This window comes from Flavobacterium sp. DSP2-3-1, assembly GCF_049896865.1.
In the GTDB taxonomy this organism is placed as follows: domain Bacteria; phylum Bacteroidota; class Bacteroidia; order Flavobacteriales; family Flavobacteriaceae; genus Flavobacterium.
In genome coordinates this window covers 20,718-39,369 of the sequence record NZ_JAFCVD010000015.1, presented here as the reverse complement: position 1 = coordinate 39,369, position 18,652 = coordinate 20,718, and the positions used below count along the sequence as shown (strand labels likewise).

General features: G+C 29.8%; 16 protein-coding genes. 12 read left to right on the top strand and 4 right to left on the bottom strand.

Annotated features, from left to right (window positions below):
* Nucleotides 1-15 precede the first annotated feature (15 nt).
* From ACP7AT_RS15085 to ACP7AT_RS15030, 12 genes are all read left to right on the top strand, one after another.
* Nucleotides 16-3,216 carry a type I restriction endonuclease subunit R gene (locus tag ACP7AT_RS15085; protein WP_426065246.1) on the top strand — a complete coding sequence of 1,067 codons (3,201 nt, stop codon included), beginning with the start codon at nucleotides 16-18 and terminating at the stop codon, nucleotides 3,214-3,216.
* Between the two features lies 1 nt (nucleotide 3,217).
* A complete protein-coding gene (locus ACP7AT_RS15080; protein ID WP_426065245.1) occupies nucleotides 3,218-3,892 on the top strand; it encodes a M48 family metallopeptidase in 675 nt (224 codons plus the stop codon).
* Nucleotides 3,893-3,922: 30 nt separating this feature from the next.
* Nucleotides 3,923-5,215: a putative phage abortive infection protein gene (locus ACP7AT_RS15075; protein WP_426065243.1), complete on the top strand. Its 1,293-nt coding sequence runs from the start codon at nucleotides 3,923-3,925 to the stop codon at nucleotides 5,213-5,215.
* 42 nt (nucleotides 5,216-5,257) lie between these two features.
* A complete protein-coding gene (locus tag ACP7AT_RS15070; RefSeq protein WP_426065242.1) occupies nucleotides 5,258-6,877 on the top strand; it encodes a hypothetical protein in 1,620 nt (539 codons plus the stop codon).
* Nucleotides 6,870-9,554: a hypothetical protein gene (locus ACP7AT_RS15065; RefSeq protein ID WP_426065241.1), complete on the top strand. Its 2,685-nt coding sequence runs from the start codon at nucleotides 6,870-6,872 to the stop codon at nucleotides 9,552-9,554. Before ACP7AT_RS15070 ends, ACP7AT_RS15065 begins: the two co-directional genes overlap by 8 nt.
* A 46-nt stretch (nucleotides 9,555-9,600) precedes the next feature.
* Nucleotides 9,601-10,419: a hypothetical protein gene (locus tag ACP7AT_RS15060; RefSeq protein ID WP_426065240.1), complete on the top strand. Its 819-nt coding sequence runs from the start codon at nucleotides 9,601-9,603 to the stop codon at nucleotides 10,417-10,419.
* A 173-nt stretch (nucleotides 10,420-10,592) separates the two neighbouring features.
* On the top strand, nucleotides 10,593-11,375 hold the full coding sequence (locus tag ACP7AT_RS15055; RefSeq protein ID WP_426065239.1) for a hypothetical protein: 783 nt from the start codon (nucleotides 10,593-10,595) through the stop codon (nucleotides 11,373-11,375).
* 54 nt (nucleotides 11,376-11,429) lie between these two features.
* The gene (locus ACP7AT_RS15050) at nucleotides 11,430-12,110 is read left to right on the top strand and encodes a hypothetical protein (RefSeq protein WP_426065238.1); all 681 of its coding nucleotides are present in this window, start codon (nucleotides 11,430-11,432) and stop codon (nucleotides 12,108-12,110) included.
* An 8-nt stretch (nucleotides 12,111-12,118) separates the two neighbouring features.
* Nucleotides 12,119-12,448: a hypothetical protein gene (locus ACP7AT_RS15045; protein ID WP_426065236.1), complete on the top strand. Its 330-nt coding sequence runs from the start codon at nucleotides 12,119-12,121 to the stop codon at nucleotides 12,446-12,448.
* The gene (locus tag ACP7AT_RS15040) at nucleotides 12,445-13,728 is read left to right on the top strand and encodes an exonuclease domain-containing protein (RefSeq protein WP_426065234.1); all 1,284 of its coding nucleotides are present in this window, start codon (nucleotides 12,445-12,447) and stop codon (nucleotides 13,726-13,728) included. Before ACP7AT_RS15045 ends, ACP7AT_RS15040 begins: the two co-directional genes overlap by 4 nt.
* Nucleotides 13,729-14,850: 1,122 nt before the next feature.
* Nucleotides 14,851-15,699 (top strand): hypothetical protein, encoded by an 849-nt coding sequence (locus tag ACP7AT_RS15035; RefSeq protein ID WP_426065232.1) that lies wholly within the window; start codon nucleotides 14,851-14,853, stop codon nucleotides 15,697-15,699.
* 11 nt (nucleotides 15,700-15,710) lie between these two features.
* A complete protein-coding gene (locus ACP7AT_RS15030) occupies nucleotides 15,711-16,301 on the top strand; it encodes a hypothetical protein (RefSeq protein ID WP_426065231.1) in 591 nt (196 codons plus the stop codon).
* Between the two features lie 413 nt (nucleotides 16,302-16,714).
* Here ACP7AT_RS15030 and ACP7AT_RS15025 read toward each other — a convergent pair whose 3' ends face one another.
* From ACP7AT_RS15025 to ACP7AT_RS15010, 4 genes are all read right to left on the bottom strand, one after another.
* Entirely contained in the window at nucleotides 16,715-17,584 is an 870-nt protein-coding gene (locus ACP7AT_RS15025; protein WP_426065230.1) for a hypothetical protein, read from the bottom strand.
* A gap of 261 nt (nucleotides 17,585-17,845) precedes the next feature.
* Entirely contained in the window at nucleotides 17,846-18,022 is a 177-nt protein-coding gene (locus tag ACP7AT_RS15020) for a hypothetical protein (protein ID WP_426065229.1), read from the bottom strand.
* Nucleotides 18,012-18,245 (bottom strand): hypothetical protein, encoded by a 234-nt coding sequence (locus ACP7AT_RS15015; RefSeq protein WP_426065228.1) that lies wholly within the window; start codon nucleotides 18,243-18,245, stop codon nucleotides 18,012-18,014. Before ACP7AT_RS15015 ends, ACP7AT_RS15020 begins: the two co-directional genes overlap by 11 nt.
* 10 nt (nucleotides 18,246-18,255) lie before the next feature.
* Complete coding sequence (locus tag ACP7AT_RS15010; RefSeq protein WP_426065227.1) at nucleotides 18,256-18,651, bottom strand: DUF5675 family protein; 396 nt, start codon at nucleotides 18,649-18,651, stop codon at nucleotides 18,256-18,258.
* Nucleotide 18,652 lies beyond the last annotated feature (1 nt).

Below are 18,652 nucleotides of genomic sequence, written 5' to 3'. Positions count from 1 at the left end.
TTAATAAAAAATCTTATGATAATAACTAACGATAACAAATACAGAGGCAATCAGGGTACAAGTCTAAAATTAGACGAGTATTCACACGTAGAAAAACCTTTTTTGGAACAACTTATTGGTTTAGGTTGGGCTTCTAGCAACAACGAAGTGTTGGAATTAGCATTGCAACAAACGCCACAACAAAGTTATCGTACTTCATTTTCAGAGGTCGTTTTACAACCCAAATTGCGTAAATCTTTAAAAACGATAAATCCTTTCTTAACAGAGCCACAAATAGATGATGTAGTACGCAAAATAACTACGTTTGAAAAAAACAGCTTGATAGAAAGCAATCAAAAGGTACTGGATTTATTATTAGAAAACACAACCGTTTCTAAAAATGAAGAAACGGGAGAAGTTAGTCCAACAGTACGTTATATTGATTTTGAAAATGTAGAAAACAATATTTTTACAGCTATATCACAATTCAAAGTAAACATACCAGGAACCGATCATAACATTATTCCTGACATAGTTTTGTTTATAAATGGCTTGCCAATAGTTATAGTCGAAGCAAAATCATCAAAAGTAAAAGAGCCAATTCCAGAAGCTATTGACCAATTATTGCGATATTCAGAGCAACGTGGCGATAGCGGAGAAGGAAACAAAGAATTATTCTTTTACAATCAATTTGTAATTACGACTTGTAGTTTAGAAGCTAAATTTGGAACGATTACTACAAATATTCAGAAACATTTTTATCGTTGGACGGATCCATATCCAAAATCATTGAATGATTTGGTTCACGGAAAATCATCGCCAAACGACCAACAAAGATTAGTTGCCGGAATGTTAGATAGGAGAAATCTTTTAGACATCATTCAAGTATTTACAGTTTTTCAAATAAACGATAAAGGCAAAAAAATAAAAGTAGTTGGGAGATACCAACAATTCAGATCGGTTAAACTAACAACTAAACGTTTAATTGAGGGAAAAAATCCTTTAGAACGTGGTGGAATTATTTGGCATACACAAGGTTCAGGAAAATCATTAACAATGATGTTTTTAGTTCGTGAAATGCGTTTAAAACCTGAATTGTTATCTTGGAAAATTGTTTTTGTTACCGACAGAACGCAATTAGAAGAACAATTATCAGAAACTGGGGGGAGTATTGGATTTAATATAAAAACGGCTAATTTCATCAATCCCAAAACAACACCAAACGGACAAAGTCTCAAAGAATTATTAGCTACTGACAATTCTGATTTGGTAATGGCAATGATACATAAGTTTCAGGAAAATGGAGATTTAAGTGGTTTACAAATCTTTCCAGAACTTAATCAGGGTACGAATATTTTAGTAATGACTGATGAGGCGCACCGTTCTCAATACTCAATATTAGCGGCTAATTTAGACAAAGCATTACCTAATGCAACATCAATAGGATTTACGGGAACACCCACAGGAAAAACCGAAAAAAAATACAAAGATTACATTGATAAATATACTATGCGTCAAGCTATCGATGATGGTGTAACATTAGAAATTGTATATGAAGGATTAACCCACAATGCCGAAATTCCTAATAAATCAGGAATGGATAAAATGTTTGAAGATGTTTTTAGTGAATATACACTAACAGAACGTTTACAAATATTAGGGTTTGGTACTCGTAATGCTTATTTGGATGCAATTGAAACGATTACAGATAAGGCTACCCATATGGTAAATCATTATGTGGAGCATATATTTTCAGGAGGATTCAAGGCTCAAATAGTAGGTAACTCAAGAGAAGCTTGTGTTCGTTATAAAGGTGCTATTGATACCGCATTAAAAGTAAAAATAGCCCAGTTAGAAATAGCTAACCCGATGCTCGTAAATATTGAGGTTTTAAAACAATTGGAAACAGCGGTAGTTATTTCGGGAGACCATAACGATAAACTTCACATAAAAGCTTTTACAAATAAAGAGTACCATAAAAAGAGTACCAAACGTTTCAAATTACCATTTGGAACAACAGATGAAGAGGATAAAGCGGTAAACGGTAATGTGGGTATTATTATCGTAAACAATATGTTATTGACTGGCTTTGACGCACCTATAGAACAAGTAATGTACTTGGATAGAGTGATCGTTGCTCACAATTTATTGCAAACCATTGCAAGGGTAAATAGAATAGGACCAGAAGGAAAAGATAGAGGTTTTATTGTCGATTATGTTGGTGTTGGTCATCATCTAAAAAGAGCATTGGATACTTATGCAGAAAAAGAATTACAGGAAATTATCGATTGTATTACCGATGATGAAACTGAATTAAATGATTTAATAAAGGCACACAATGAAATTTGGGAATATCTAAAAGAGCAGGGGTTAGATGATCTAACAGATATAGATGCCTTTTTTGATGTCTTTTATGATGAAGATATTCGTTTTGAGTATATTAAACTTTATAATAAATTAACGATCTGTTTTAATAATGTTTTACCACGAAAAGAAGCTTTAGACTTTTTTACCGATTGGAAATCATTTACAGAAATTAATGCTTTAGCAAATAAACATTTTAGAGACAATCGTTTCAGTATGAAAGGTATTCCTCCAAAATTGAGAGGAATTGCAGATGAGTTTCTTAAATCAAAAGGTATTGAACAAACTATTGCACCAATATCTATTATTGCAGATGATTTTTTAAAACACGTAAAAAATAAAGAGCGAACAAAAACTAAAGCAGCTGGAGTAGAGCACGCAATCCGCCATTTTATTGATATTAATTTAGATGAAGACCCAGAATTGTTTGCCTCTTTCTCTGAAGCATTAGAAAAGATATTGGAAAATTTCAAAGGAAATTGGAAAGTTATTTATGAAGAATTAGAAAAACTTCGTGAGAAAATTAAAAATAGAGAAAAAGAGGAAACATATGGTTTAGACCGTAAAAAACAAATGCCATTATTCCGTATTTTCAAAGCAGAGTTATTCGACAACAGGGCGTTAAACGAAGATGAAATAGCCCTAAATGTAAATTTGACACAGCACATCTTTAATCTTGTAGTAACAGAAATAAAACTAACAGGATTTTGGGATAGTGTGCCAGCTCAATCAAAATTAAAAGGGGAATTACAAAAAATGCTTTTATCTGCAGAATTTAATAAATTACCAAATATTATTCAAAAGAGGAGTGAGTTAATTTCAAGAATAATGGAGCTTTCAAAAACTAATCATTTCAAAATGATAGCAGATTAAGATGCAGATAGAGTACGAAATAAAATTTAGCAAAAGAAAGACACTCAACATAACGGTTGAACGTGATAGGAAGATTATTGTCCGTGCCCCACTAAACTTGTCATTAGAAAAGATTGAAGAAATAGTACAATCAAAAAGGCAGTGGTTAAAAGAAAAAATGAATCATATTCAAAAATATCCTGCTGATACAGAGCCAAAAGAATTTATATCAGGAGAAACGCTATTGTATTTGGGTAGAAACTATCAATTATTAGTGGTTGATGAAGTAATTGAAGGAATAGAATTTAATCAACGCTTTAGAATTTCAAAGGTCAATCAAGAAAAAGCTAATCAATTATTTAAAGCTTGGTATATGAAACAGGCTTTACAAAAGATAGAGCCATTAGCTAAAATGTATGCTAATAGTTTAGGAGTAAAATACAATGAGTTTAAAACATCAGAAATGAAATATCGTTGGGGCTCCTGTACACCAAACAATAATATTATTTTCAATTGGAGAATAGTAAAAGCACCAATGTATGTTCTAGAATATTTAGTAGCACACGAATTAGTCCATCTTATAGAAGGTAACCATACGCCTCGTTTCTGGAATATATTATCCATTCAGGTACCTCATTATCAAAAAGCAAAAAATTGGCTAAAAGTTAATGGCCATTTATTGGAAGTGGATTTTTGATGTTTAATAATAAATTCTAAAATATAATTAATGAATACCTACAACATTTTACTTACTTGTATATTAATAATTTTTGTTTTCTTGCTTTTATCAATGTTAAGCTTTAAAAATATATTTGACAACTATTTCAAAAGTGAGAAGAAAAACTATTTAATTAAACCATTAGTAGTAATTGGAGTAGCATTAATAGTAATTTCTTTCGTTTCTCCATATTTTTACACAGGAACAAATATTGGCGACCAGATAACTTTTACAGCAAAAACCGGATATACAGGAGACACATTAGGCGGTATAATGAACCCTTTCATTGCTCTCGCTGGGGCCGTATTAACTTTTATTGCTTTTTATATTCAAAAAATCGCAAATGATGATATTAAAAATCAATTCAAAACACAACAGTTTGAAAATCAGTTTTATGAGAGGCTAAAACTTATTAAAGAAGAGATCAATACGATTTATTTACCATTAACAAATGGGAACACATTATCAGGAAGAAAGGTGTTTTACGAACTTGATAAAGAAATTAAATTTATTTATTTTATAGTTTCAAATCTTTTAAAAAATTTCGACAACTCAGTTATTTTTCATATTACATATCAGATTTTTTATAAAGGAAGAAAAGATTTTTTTTCAGATAAACATCTCATCTATGTTAGTGAGAAATATAATATTAGAAAAATAGATCTATTAGAATTAGATGAAATATTTACAAGTGTCTATAAGTATTTTGTAAATCTTTCCGATGATTATTCAATTCATAAAAGCATTCCTGTTGAAATCAATGAGGAAGCTATAGACTTAGAAAGAGTTGTGTCAGAATATCTAGAAAAGCTGGATAACGTAAAATATAAAGAATTATTCGAAGATCTTCTTAATGATGATGCAAATTATCACTATTCTTATTTGATTTTTAAGGACAAATATGATATTAAATTTAATCATGTCCCTTTTAAAGGTATGGAAACAAAGGTATCATTAATATTGAGACAGTTATTTTCGTTAGTGAAATTTGTTACTAACTATAGTACAGTTGATTACAAAGAAAAACGCAGTTATTTAAGAGTATTACGTTCTATATTATCAAATTACGAACAACTTCATATTTTCTACAATTGGTATTCTGGTAACGGCTCACCGTGGGAAGACGGTAAAAATAGATTTTTAACAGATTACAGAATGATCCATAATTTACCTCCTAATTTTTTAATTGAAGGATTTGATTTAGAAAGTATTTTTAGTGATAGAAATTTTGAATATGAAGAAGGTAGGAAATTAGAAGACTCTCTTTTTGAACAAATAGATATATTCAGTACCAAATCTTAAAATGGAATAAATAAGAGTAGCGATTTTTAACATAACAAATCTATGGCAAGTAAAGTAATTCTCAATAACGAAAGCATTGTTCCATTTTTTGGTGATAGAATTAGTTTTATAAGAGGACTAGATCCATTAGGCCTGCAAAACACATCAGATTCAACCTTCTCTCTATTACTTCCAGGACTTAATAATGTAACAGGACGTATAAGATATTATAGTTTTTATTGCTGGTTATTCGATGTATATAGCAAAGCAATAGGTAGTACAAATCCAGAAGATCAAAAACAGTTTATTCGTAGATCCGAATATATTATTGCATTAGCTTCTCAATATATTGAAGGAGATGCCTCAAGTATTCCAGGAAGTAATTATGCAAGACAAGAAATAGTATTTAAAGGAGAGGTTCAGCATAGTTTACAGGCGGGTACTTTCAAAGAAGATGGCAGCACTCGAGAAACCTATTGGAATTATGGAACGGGAGCATTTGGCCAGTATTATTTAGGTTCACTTCGTGATATTGGAATAATATCTGAACGAGACAATCATATAGGAGTATATGTGAGAACTAATAAAAGAGAAGATGGTTCTATTAGTGGAGAAGAATTGGCAGAAGCTTTTGAATCCAATATAACTCCATATATTAAAAGTTTGTTTTTAAAATGTATCAGTGCGGGTAGTATTTCAGATAACCAATTAAAAGAATTATTACCAGAGTTTGATTTAACCAAAATTCCACAAGATTCTGATGAGCAAAGTTTATTAGTTAAACTGCTTTTACAAAAAGATTTCCCATTACGTATCGAAGAAAATCCAAAAACACTTCGCAATCAAACGATCAAACATTTACTAGATTTTATTAAAATAAATGAAGGTGATTTCTCAGACAGAATTTTTATTTACAACTGTTTTGATAAAAAAGGGGAAATTAAGAAAAATGAAGACGAATGTTTAATGGGATGGTATTACTATCAGTTTAATGAATTTTGGCATTTTGCGAATACTTCTATATTCAATGGAACACTGGCGCATTTAGAAAAAATATCGGATCCTAATTGGTATCCATTATCTCATTTGGTTAAGGAAGTATCAAATCAAGTTGTAGAACAATACATTGAACTAAATTTCGCAACAGATAAAGAAAGCACTGTTGATGAAGTTTTAATTAATATATCTGGTAGTTCTACTATCTACGACTATTTGGAATTAACAACTAAATCAGTTTTAAGCGATAAGGTAAAAAATGCCTTTTTATTAATGTTTACTTTATATATTGAAAACAGAGCAAAATTGGTTGATTTAAAAACCTATGCAGAGAGCAATCAAGTGGCCAAAGATGGAGAAGGTACCGGTTATTTTATAACGCAATTTGAATCTAAAAAAGGGATGACATTTCAAAAGTTTGTTTATGATTATATCTACTTAAATATTATTTATCGGCACCAATACGTTGCTTTTAGAAAAATAGGAGGAGGCTCGCAATCAACTCAAAAATTTATTATTGAAGACAACTATATCAGATATTTAGGGAATTTTGAAGCGGGGTATACTGGTCCCAGAATAGGTCGTTTGATAGCGTTTTTGAAAGACTTAGATGTTATTTCAAATGAAAACAAACTAACTTCAAAAGGAGAATTATTAATTTCAGAATTACAAAGTACAAATGATTGATAGAAGAAATCTTTTAGACCTTATTGGTAAAAATAGAGGAAAGTATCATTCGTGTATACTAACTTGTTATTCGTTGGATTTCTCATTCTTTGAGGAACGTGTTTTACCAGTGTTGAGAACAGCTAACATAAAAAATGTTAATGTATTTGCAGATGGTAAATTTCTTGAATCTGCCCAGGAGAATACTACCGGAAGGGAGTTTAAATTTAATAAATCATATAACTTTCAACCAATTTATACCACAGGGGTTTTTCATCCTAAAATTATGTTATTGACCGGAGTTAAACACGGACTTCTTATTATTGGTTCGGGCAATATTACTTCTTCAGGTTTAAATACAAATGATGAAATTTGGGGTGCATTTCAGTTAGATAACCTTAATAATGACAACGCTCCTTTATTTAGTTCGGTTTGGGAATATTTACAGCAATTTACGAAACAAACTTATGGGTTTATTCCCCAGAAAATGCAGTGGATTTCGAAATATTCTCCGTGGTTATTGGAATTACCATCGGGTAAAAAATCATTCGATTTAGAAAGTTTGAAACAATCAATTCAGTTTGTTTATAATTCAAAGGAGAGTACCATTTTTAACCAAATTAAAGAAACGATACCCAAACAAAATCTTTCCGCAATAACAGTGATTTCACCTTATTATGATGTAAAAGGAGAGTTTATTAATGAACTTCATAGCCATTATAGTCCGCAAAAATTCAATTGTGTATTAGATGTTGATTATGGTTTACTCCCAACAGGGATAAGCGATGCTCTAAATAATATTGTGTCTTTTTATGATTGGAAAATTTGCAAAAAAGATTTTGATACAAAATTCAATAGACTACACGCTAAAATATTTCATTTTCAATATGAAGATGGTAACGAAATAATGGTTTTAGGGAGTGCTAATGCTACCAAAGCAGCAATGGGTATAAATGGTATTGCTGCAGTAAACCACGAAGCAGGAGTAATTATTAAAAGAATAAGCAAGATTAATTGGTTGACGGAATTGGGGATAAAATTACCTGAAGAAACCATTAATGCAGTTAAAGAGTTAAAACCAAATCTAGCGATGCTTTATCCTAAGGAACCATCTAAGATATATGCTATAAAGATTCTTTATTCAGAACTTAGAGCGAATGAAATTACTATATATCTCAAAGAGAATACTATTGATAAATCGCTTAAAGTAGTATGTGTATCACGGATATCTGAAATTACAGAACAAATTGAGTGTTTGATTGATGGCAACAGTATAAAAGTCCTTTGTGCTAAGCCAGATGAATTATTTAAAATTTATTTAATAAACAATGAGGGCCTTCAAATATCTAACTTTAATATCATCCATCGTCTGGATTCATTAATAAAGAGTAATCCAGACCCACAACAGGAAAAATTAGATTATCTTTTTGAACAAGATTATCCTGATGGTGAGGGTATTACTGAATTATTACAATATGCAGATTTTAGCTGGGCTGATGAAGAAAGTAATAATAAAATTAATAAATCAAGTAGTGGCATTTCTCATAGTAAAATAACAGATACTTCAAAGTTTTATGAGAAGTTAAATGCCAAAGATTTCAATACGATTAGCAATGATGTATTTTTAAAACAGACAGGTGAACTAAGTAATTCAAGTGTTAAAATCGTCGATTTTTTAAGGATAGTTTCGTCTGACGGTTCATTTACAACTGCTAATGATTTTAAAGAAAGTGCTGAACAATCATTATTAGAAGATACAGAGCAAAAAGGGCAAGGAGAGAACATTGAACATTCAATCAAAGCTAAAATAGCTGCAGAGAAAGAACAAAGGGCTATCATTAATTATTTTAAAAAATTACACGACCAATACAAGGATAAATTAAAGATCTTTTATGAATTAAAAACTTTAAAAGATACTCCAAAAGAGGAAATCACAATAAAAACACTGTCTAATGTGTTGATTGGTTTACAATTAATTCAATTATTTCAAGGTAAACAATATACTATAGAAAATTCAAATGAGTTAAACCAAGAAAAAACTTTAGTAGAGAAAACTTATTTGAAAGATGGAGAATTAAATTCAGAATTTGACTCGATAAAAGGATTCCTATTTGAAGTCTTGGGTAAATTTCTGTTACTTTCAACTGGATCAATGAAGACTTATGATTACGAAATTCTCATTCAAAAACTTAACCATAATCGTAAAGAGACTTTTGTTAAATCACTATTCATTATGATGAATCTAAATTGGAAAGAAAGAGAAATGGTGTATAGAGATTTATTGATACTAAACTCGTTGTATTTTATTAATCCAATAGATCCAAAAGACTTAGATTTTCTTAAAAACTTGCAGGAATCTATATTTAAATTAAAGTCAGAAGCAAAATTCATTTCAAATTCATTTACTTCAAATTGGGACTATTTCTGTGATTCAATTTTTCCTAAATATAGTATTTGGTATCAATCCTTTAATGATGCAGAAAGCAAAAAATCACTTATTTTAGATGTAGTAAACTTAAATAGTAATTCTATTATTTTTAATAGGGGTGTAGGTTTCAATAATGTCCATAAGGTAAATAAAACATCAAATGGGAATTATTCACTTGATTTGAAAAGAGAAGGCTATGAGTGGAATGATGATATGAAAAAACATATTACCACATCAATAGATTTTCCAGTAAAGTGTATAATATATTAAGCCCTATATTCGATGATATCGTGTAGTTTAAATCACACTTAATAATATGAGAAGTTCAGAACAACTTATTTCCAAATTAATAGAACTGAAAGACAATAATTCTATTTCGAGTTATTCACACATAAAAAACATCATTAAGAATCAAAGAATTCCGATTGCTTATACAGAAATTAAACCTTTCAAATTAATAAGATACAGGAGATATAATAACGATGAAGATTTTTTCGAAAGTGCTGAACAATTGTCTTATAGAAATGATATTTTGCACATAAATCATTTTGGTCGAGCAAACGAACCAGGTCAAGGCTTCTTTTATTGTACTGATAACAACAATCAAAATACAGGAATAGCTGAAGCGGTATCAGTTTTTCGTGGAAATGAAGATAGTGATGAGGAAATATTGACCATTGGTGCTTGGAACCTAAAAGAGAACCTAAAACTAGCAATGATTTTACCAAGTATGGAAAATGCTGGAATAAATGATGAGTTCGACAAAATGAAGGACTCATACAACAATTTAGAAGATAGTTCAGAGTTTGAAGACCTCAAAAATTTTAATGAATTTCTTGCGAAAGAATTCACACTTGATTTAGAAAAACACAAATCTAATTATAAAATAACTTGTGCCTTTTCAAATTACATTAAAGAACAATTTCCAGAAGTAGATGGTATTATGTATGCAAGTATTAAATCAGAATTTAACGGAACTAATATTGTTCTTTGGCCAGAAGTAGTTGACACAAAAACTGAATTCTTTGCAGCACGTAAATCAATTTTTAAAAGAACCGCTACCAAAACTTTTACAGAAGTTAAAACATTTGACAGTAAGAGTTACGACAGTCTACTTGATAAAATTAGTTGGTAAAATCCTTGTCTATCTGTAATAGTAGTTCTTAAATTTATAATTAAATCAAATACAATAATATTTTCATAAAACATCACGGGCAATCAAACAGTTTCTCTATACAAGTATAATAATGTAATTAAAGTTATATATTTGATGATGCCTGCTACTTGTGTATAATTTTATAGAAAAATATGAAAATTGCTATTTCGTCATTTTGTTGGGAGTGTTTTACCGAGACAGATCAATCAGCAGATGCATATGAAAAACTAAAAAAAGAATTGAATTCAGACGTTGATTCTGAAGTCGAACTTGATAATGAGAATATACATAAGTTTATTTGTCCAAAAGGGCATAGCTCATTCACACAGCTTCAAGAACAAAAATTTCAAATCTTATTTGATTTAGCATCTATGGCACTTAATGACGGATATACTAAAGAAGCGGTTTCAAGCTATTCTGGAGCATTAGAAAGATTTATAGAATATTTTATTCTAGTTTCTTCACTTAGAAACTCAGTGACTTTAGAAAATTTCAGTAACACTTGGAAGCAAATGTCAAATCAATCCGAAAGACAACTTGGAGCTTACTTTATATTAAGATTACAAGAAGGAAAGCCTACTAATTGGGATGAAAAAAAATCAGCTTTCAGGAATAATTCTATTCATAAAGGTTATATCCCTTCTTCAGAAGAAGCAATCGAATATGGCCAATATGTACTAACATTTATTAGAACAACTTTAAAAGAGTTAAACAGCACGAGTAAAGAGTTTTTACAGAAAGCGACTTTAATACATTTAAGTAAGAATGGAGAGAAATTACCTAAAAATGTTCGACTATCAAATAGTTCTATTCCGACAATAATAACTATTAGAGATATCGAATCAGAGGATTATGGAAAAAATACTTTGAAAGAAGAATTAAATTCCATTAAAGAAAATGGCTTTTACAAACACTTTTACAGGAAAAAAATATAACAGATAAGCCGCAGAGACGCCGGATGACATTAAAAAAAATGACAAAGAATAAAGATGTTTTTTAAGATAATAGATTTTATAAAGGATAATTTTATAAAAAAGAAAAGCCCTTTTAATTCAATAATTAGTTCTTTAGATTATCCAATCAAGAACGAAAGAATCATATGGCATATGAATGCTATTCAAAAAGGACTTTTAAAAAATGATTTGAGTTTAACAAATATTTCATATGCAAAACTCATTGAAAGCATAAGACAACAATTAGTAGATAAAATAGAGGGTGGTGAAGAAGTACTATCTAAAATAATAATTGAATACGATAAATTTAGGAAGATATATAAATTAGAATATCCTAAAAATTTTATTAAGAATGAAAATCTAAAAATTAATTCAAAGGATTATGAAACTATTTTAAATAAACATTTTGAAATTCAGCACAGAATTATTCAATATTATAAAAATCGTGAAGTTGAAGGCTACTTAGATAAAGCAATTACTGCTTGTAGAGAACAGATTGAATTATCATCTCAAGCAAAGATAGCTTTCAAGAAGGAATCTAATAATGATTCTTTGCCTGGGCATACAGGATATGAACAACTAGCTATAATCCTTGAGAAACTAAACAAACTCGAAGAAGCTTTAACCTTGTCAAAAAAAGGAAAAAAGGAAGGATGGGGTTATGACTGGGATAATAGGATTAATAGATTAGAAAGGAAGATTGCCAAAAAACAATAAAATAAGTTATGGACTATATAAAATTAAAAACAAATTACCCCAAAAGTACTAGAAGGTTTTTTGAATGGCTTTCCAATAATCAATCAAAAGGAGGATATGTAGATAATGCCTACTTTAGGTCATTCTTCGGTGGTGTTTTTAGGGTAGTGAGATCTAATTCTGGTGATTTTGTCTTTTGGTTAATCGAAATTCCAGAACAAGTTAATATATTAAAAATAATTTTTCCGGAAAAATACAATGAGAATGATCAGGATTTAACTTTTTTAATCGAAAATGAAGATGATTTTGATGTACTTTTTAAATGTATGGAAATATTAATTTCAAAAAAAATATTATGAAAGAAAATCAGTTACTTGCAAATCACCTGCTTAAATTAGGTTTAAACATTACTTGCATAGCCAACTATATTACAGAATATAATTTTTACGATGCAAACATTCTCAAAGGACCATATCATGAATGGGAACATTTAAAAAATGAAAAGCAATCAAAAGAAGAGCTAAATAGTTATGATTGGGAAAATTCGGTTGGTATGGGCACTATTGCTGGATATAATAATTTACATGTTTTAGATATTGATGGGTGTTCAAGCTATGATTTTGTTGAAGATCTTCTTGTTATTCTGGGTTTGCCTACTTATTATGAATGGGTAGTTAGATCAGGGAGTCAAGATGGGTTTCACATATATTTTTATTCTGAATTGTTAACAAAATTACAAGAGGATCAAGTAGCTTCTACTTACCCTCCAAATTTAGATAATATAGGTTTGTTTGAGAAGATTGAACTCTTATGGAGAACTCATGTTGTATTACCAAACTCATTACATAAATCCGGGGCACAATACTCTTTTACAAATTGTAAATTTCCAAAATCTATACCTACTATTATTGACATTAAAAAGTTTGAAATAATTGAAGCATTATTTCTAAATATTTCTAAAATAGAGATAAAAAAAGTATACTATAAATCATCAATAAAAAAACATAAAGATATTAATCAACCTAGTAATATTGATATTATTGATCTTTCAATTATTAATAAAGAATTGTTTTTTTTGTTTGATATTGAAACAGATGGTCTAATAAAAAATGGTAATTACCCTAATATTTTACAAATTTCATGGGTAATAATGGATTTTGATGGTATTATATATAAAAAAAATACCGAACTAATAAATAGTGATTTTAATGATCAGTCTGAGGCATTTAAAATTAACAGACTTAAACCAGAAATAATTAGAAAGATTGGTAGAGATCCTGAAGATATCTTTCAAGAATTATGTTATGATTTAAAATACTGCAACGTTATTTCAGCTCATAATACTGATTTTGATGTATTGGTTTTACAAAATGAATTTCAAAAATATAATATTGCTTTTAACTTCAATAACATAGATAAATTTTGTACAATGAAATGGGGTTTTGATAAATTCAAAAATAATGAAAGTCCCGATCCTAAGTTTCCCAAATTAACAGAAATATATAGTTATTTATTTAATCATGAGATTAACCAGTTGCATAATTCTCAATCTGATGTAACAATATTAGCAAAATGTGTAAAAGAAATGCTTTATAAAAAAATGATCACTAAAGACTCTATAATTTTAGAAACATTGTAAAGAAATATAGAACAATTATATTAGTCAGAAATTATAATGTTTGATAATTCATAATGCTATTATGAGAATTATACTTATTTAAATTCATTTTTATCAATTAAATTAAAATTTTTTACTTATTCGTAAAAACTCGTTTACTATAAGTATTTCTACATTCACATTTTTTTATTTCTTATAAAAACAACATTTACGTTCCAAACAACACGGGCAAACAAGCGGTCTCTCTACGGTCGTTCCCTTTGTTCCGTTCGGCTGTTCCAGTCGGTCAACCTTATATTTTCATAAGAACATTTTAAATAAATACGCAACTTTATACTTTCAATTTAATAGTTAGGTTTTCCTCCATTTTACAGACACTTTACAGCACAAAAAAACAAGGCAGCCTTAAAAAGGCAACCTTATTTTTTGCGCTGTTTCGTTCCTCATCTTCACACGGTCTCTTCCTGCGTTCGGTCGGGCTTATGCATCCACAATACAGCTTCATTTCGTTACACTCCGCAGGCTACGCTTCACTACATTCCAGCAGTATTATGTGTGCCGCCCTTTATTTTTTCAGCGGTTGCTCCTTCGCACAGCCATCGGGGTTGGCTCCGCTTACCTCACTTACGTTATCTTAGAAGCATCCATTTCTAATTATCAATTATCCACTATCAATTATCAGTTGGTTCGGTCGCTTTGCCCTAAATCAAGGTACACCGCCTAAAAGGCGGTTGCCTTCTATTTTTTACCCGCCGTTTCACGCTCATATCCGCTACGTTTCGCTTCGTACCTCCGCTCAACTCTCGCGATTATGGTGACTGTTCGATTGCCGCAACCCCGCCACTGCGCTCCTCGAAAAATAATAATTTCCGCTATCGCTTTAATTATCATTTTCTGCGGTGCTTGGGGGTGTTAAAATCTTTCACGAGAACTATGGTGCATTTTATTGAAAAGAAAGAGAAAAAAAACCAACAAATTTAGCATTCATTCCTCACTTCCAGTCGGTCGTGCCTTCCTCCATTCCCGTTCGTCATTACTGCTTCGTATAGTGGCTTTCTTTTTTTCTCTTTTTTCTTTTCAAAAAATAATTTACCTGGAATAAGTTATATATTTTTATAGAATATTACCTACTAGATAAAGTTTATGAAATTTTTAAAACCAAATAGCGTTTCGGGCGAAATTATGAACTTGTTGGACGAGGCTAAAGAAAAAGTGATTATTGTTTCTCCTTATTGTAAATTCGATAAATGGTATAAACTCGTTAAGAAATTAAAGGATTTACAATCGAGAAATATTGAAATTGAATTTTACATAAGAGATAATGAACCAGAAACATTGGAACAAGTGTTGAAAATAGGAATTGTGCCAATTTGCATCCCTAATTTGCACGCAAAAGTATATCTCAATGAAAAAACCGCAATAGTTACATCTATGAATTTGCTGCTAAGTTCTGAAATTAATTCTCTAGATTTAGGCTATATGACTAGTACTAAAGAAGAATATCTAGAATTGATTGATTTTTATGAAACGTATCTAAAAAGAAATTTTTTAAGTTTTAATGATGATAATCATAATCATGATAATGACTGGAAAGATAGATTGCTTAATTTATTGAGGAATAAAATTAAAAAAATTACCGCCTTCGAAGATGAACATAAAATATTTTTCAAAACTTCCTCCAACAATTATGAAGTTTTTATATCTAATGATTACCAAAAAAACACCTTGAGAATGACTGGGATTATTTCCAGAAGTGAATATGAATATGCTAATTCAATCGCAGATGAAATGGATAAAAATGATTTGATATTTCAGGTAGCGAAAGTGAGAAATAGACATTATGACTCAATATGGGCAAGTCTTGATATTAATTTAAAAGCATCTAATATAAATGATTTAAATAATATTGAATCCCGAAAAGTTATAAATGCGGTTGTAGATTTCATTTCTCAAGTAGAAGAAATAAAAGAGTATTGTTATAAAAACAGATAGTCTAAATTATTATGAGAGAGGACTTTAATGTTACTGGGCTGTTTTATGAAATTCAAGAATACAAATTCAGAAAATTTTTAAATATTGTAAAGAAGGATTCAAATTGTCAAATTCCTGATTTGATGGTAGTAATGATGAATCCTGGAGGATCAAGACCAATTAATGGTTATGATGATTATGAAATTGAAACTGAAACAATCCCGGATAGAACGCAGGATCAGATAATGGTATTGATGAATAATTGTAAATTTAATTATGCAAGAATTTTGAATCTATCAGATTTTAGAGAACCGCAAAGTCGAAAATTTTACAATCAAATGGATGATTTTGAGATTAAAAATATACATCATTCTATTTTTTGCGAGGAGAGAAAAGAAGATTTTAATAAACTATTCATTAAAGATATTCCTGTAATTTTTGCCTGGGGTGTTAATAGAAATCTTTTTGAATTGGCAGCATTAGCAAAAGAAAGAATTGGACTGGTAAACGTATCTGGTCTAAAAAAGGAAGGGGAGGAGTATGCTTATTATCACCCTTTACCTCAAAACTATAATAAACAAAAGGAATGGGTAATTAATATTACTGAAACGATAAAAGCCTAGTTGTTAGACTAGGCTTTATCAGTCAATATGGAAATCTTTGTCAATCAAAGCGGTGTTATTTATTTTTAAATTTGATCAAGCTTTTCAGTAGGAGAGAAACCATAAAACTTACAATGGCACCAACGATAGAAAAATGTGGAATGCAAATAGTTTTAAAGAATCTTCAGGTGTATTAGTTAATTTAAGATCTAGACCTCAATTCCGAAATGGGAATTAGAAAGAATTAGGAATTATAAAAGTATTTGTGTCAATCGATTAATGAAAATTTGCATTAAACCGTTTTAATAAATAAAGCCTGGTCTGTAATGAAATTTGTAAAAAGTAAAAACTTAAGAATGGCAATATATTTATATTATAGCTTTTTTTGCACCTACTAGGATGGTAAAAAATATCCAATATGACATTTAAGCCATTTACCCCCGACTCCAAGTTTCGATATCATCACTATTGCCGTGAAAATCATCAAAATCTCCAAGGTTGCCATCAGTCATAGTATCAAAATATTCTCTTTCTGAGTCTTCAGGCGTTTTAACATTGAATCCATCAAACATTGACTTTTCTCTTTTGAATTCTCTAAATTGAATTTCTAAACTTTCGCGATCTTTGAAAACAGCTAAACATTCCTCGAAACTACCAGAAAAAATTAAATTTTTCTTTATACTTTTTTTTATTTTCCATTCTAATCTAATATTTTCAACATTATCCTTAATAATTTTCGGATATGGATTGTAAACATTTACATTTCCTATTGGAAGTAATTTTAGAGTATACATAGAGTTACGGTAGTTAATAGTCATTTCACCCTTTAAAGGAAAGTCACTAGAAGATTCTCCTTCCATGTTAAAAATACCATACTGTATCTTATCCCAATTTTTATTCTCTACATTAAAAATTGATTTCAACATAATTCCATCAAATTCAGTATTTTTTATTTCAGTTGGGTTATTACATAATGATTCAATAATTGAAACAATATAAAGCATTAGACCTTGATTGGATTGTGATTTAATTTCAGACAATGCTGTTTTTCTGTAGATATATTTTAGGTAAAGAAAGCCATTATTTGATATTCCAAAATCATCCGGAGTTTTATCCAATAGTACGAAGTAAGGTATATTAACATATACATCTTCACACAATATATTTAATACGACTTCCATTTGTATCATTTCACTTTTTCCATCAAATGAAAGATAGGAACATTTAAAAAAATCTGTAATTTCTTGTACTATTTTTATTTTCTTATCATTGACAAAAAAAGAAAAAATATTTATATGCTCCATAAAATAATTTTTATAACTCTATAAATGTAAAATTTAAATTTAATAAAGACTAATCAAACGTCGCATTATAAGGTCTATTTTCTTGAACTGGCTTTGCGTTGAATAAATTTTTTGAGGTTTATTTCATAATAATAGCTAACAGTTTGTTCAAAAGCCCTCAGTTAAAACATAACTACCTAATATTTAAGTAAAATAAAAGCTTGATACAATGTATCAGGCTTTTAAATAATTTCGGAAAAAAGTTACCAGGTCAAACTCGTATTATTTCTTTTTAGATTTTGTCAACCATTTTAAAAGCAGGGAAACACTAAAACTAATTATTGCTCCTATAATTGCTAGAATAATTGTTTTCGCAATATCTTGGGATAGGATATTAGGTAAAACACTCAAAAAAGTTCCTGATGCTGTTCCGGTTCGGAGGGAAATATTAGTCTCCATCTCTGGATTTATTTAAGTTTCTATCATCTACCGCCATTTGACTAACTGCAGATATAACACCTCCTGCAACTGCCATATATCCTGCAACAGTTACTACAGTTGCTGGTAATATAATGGGGGCAGCCACAACTGTTCCACTAATGGCCAATAAGGCCAAACCAATACTTCTCAAAATCTTGAAAAACTTAGGAGTTGGTGCTTTTACTCTTTTTATAATATTCATAATTATGAATTTAAAATTTAACAATCAATTCAACACTTTCATTGCTTTCCATAGCTTTATAAACCAAGTCTTTTAATTTGGCATAAGCTTTTCTTGACATAAGGCCTAAACCAGGTCCTGAAAGTTTCGTTACTGGAGCTATACATCCATTCAATTCTAATGAAGCATTATTAGCTGGATGAAATAAAATCAAACTTCTATTCACCACATTTGTAACTTCCAAATGCCATTTGAACTTATTACTGTATCGCTTTTTTATAAAATATTTCCCTTCCGGAATGCAGGAAACCCTTTTCTCGTTATCCTTCCAAGGCAATTCAATTGTATAACAAATAAATTTACCTTCACATTCGAGTTTTCCGTTAGTTCCGTTAGGGAAATAAGTTCTTTGTAGTTGAATAACCATT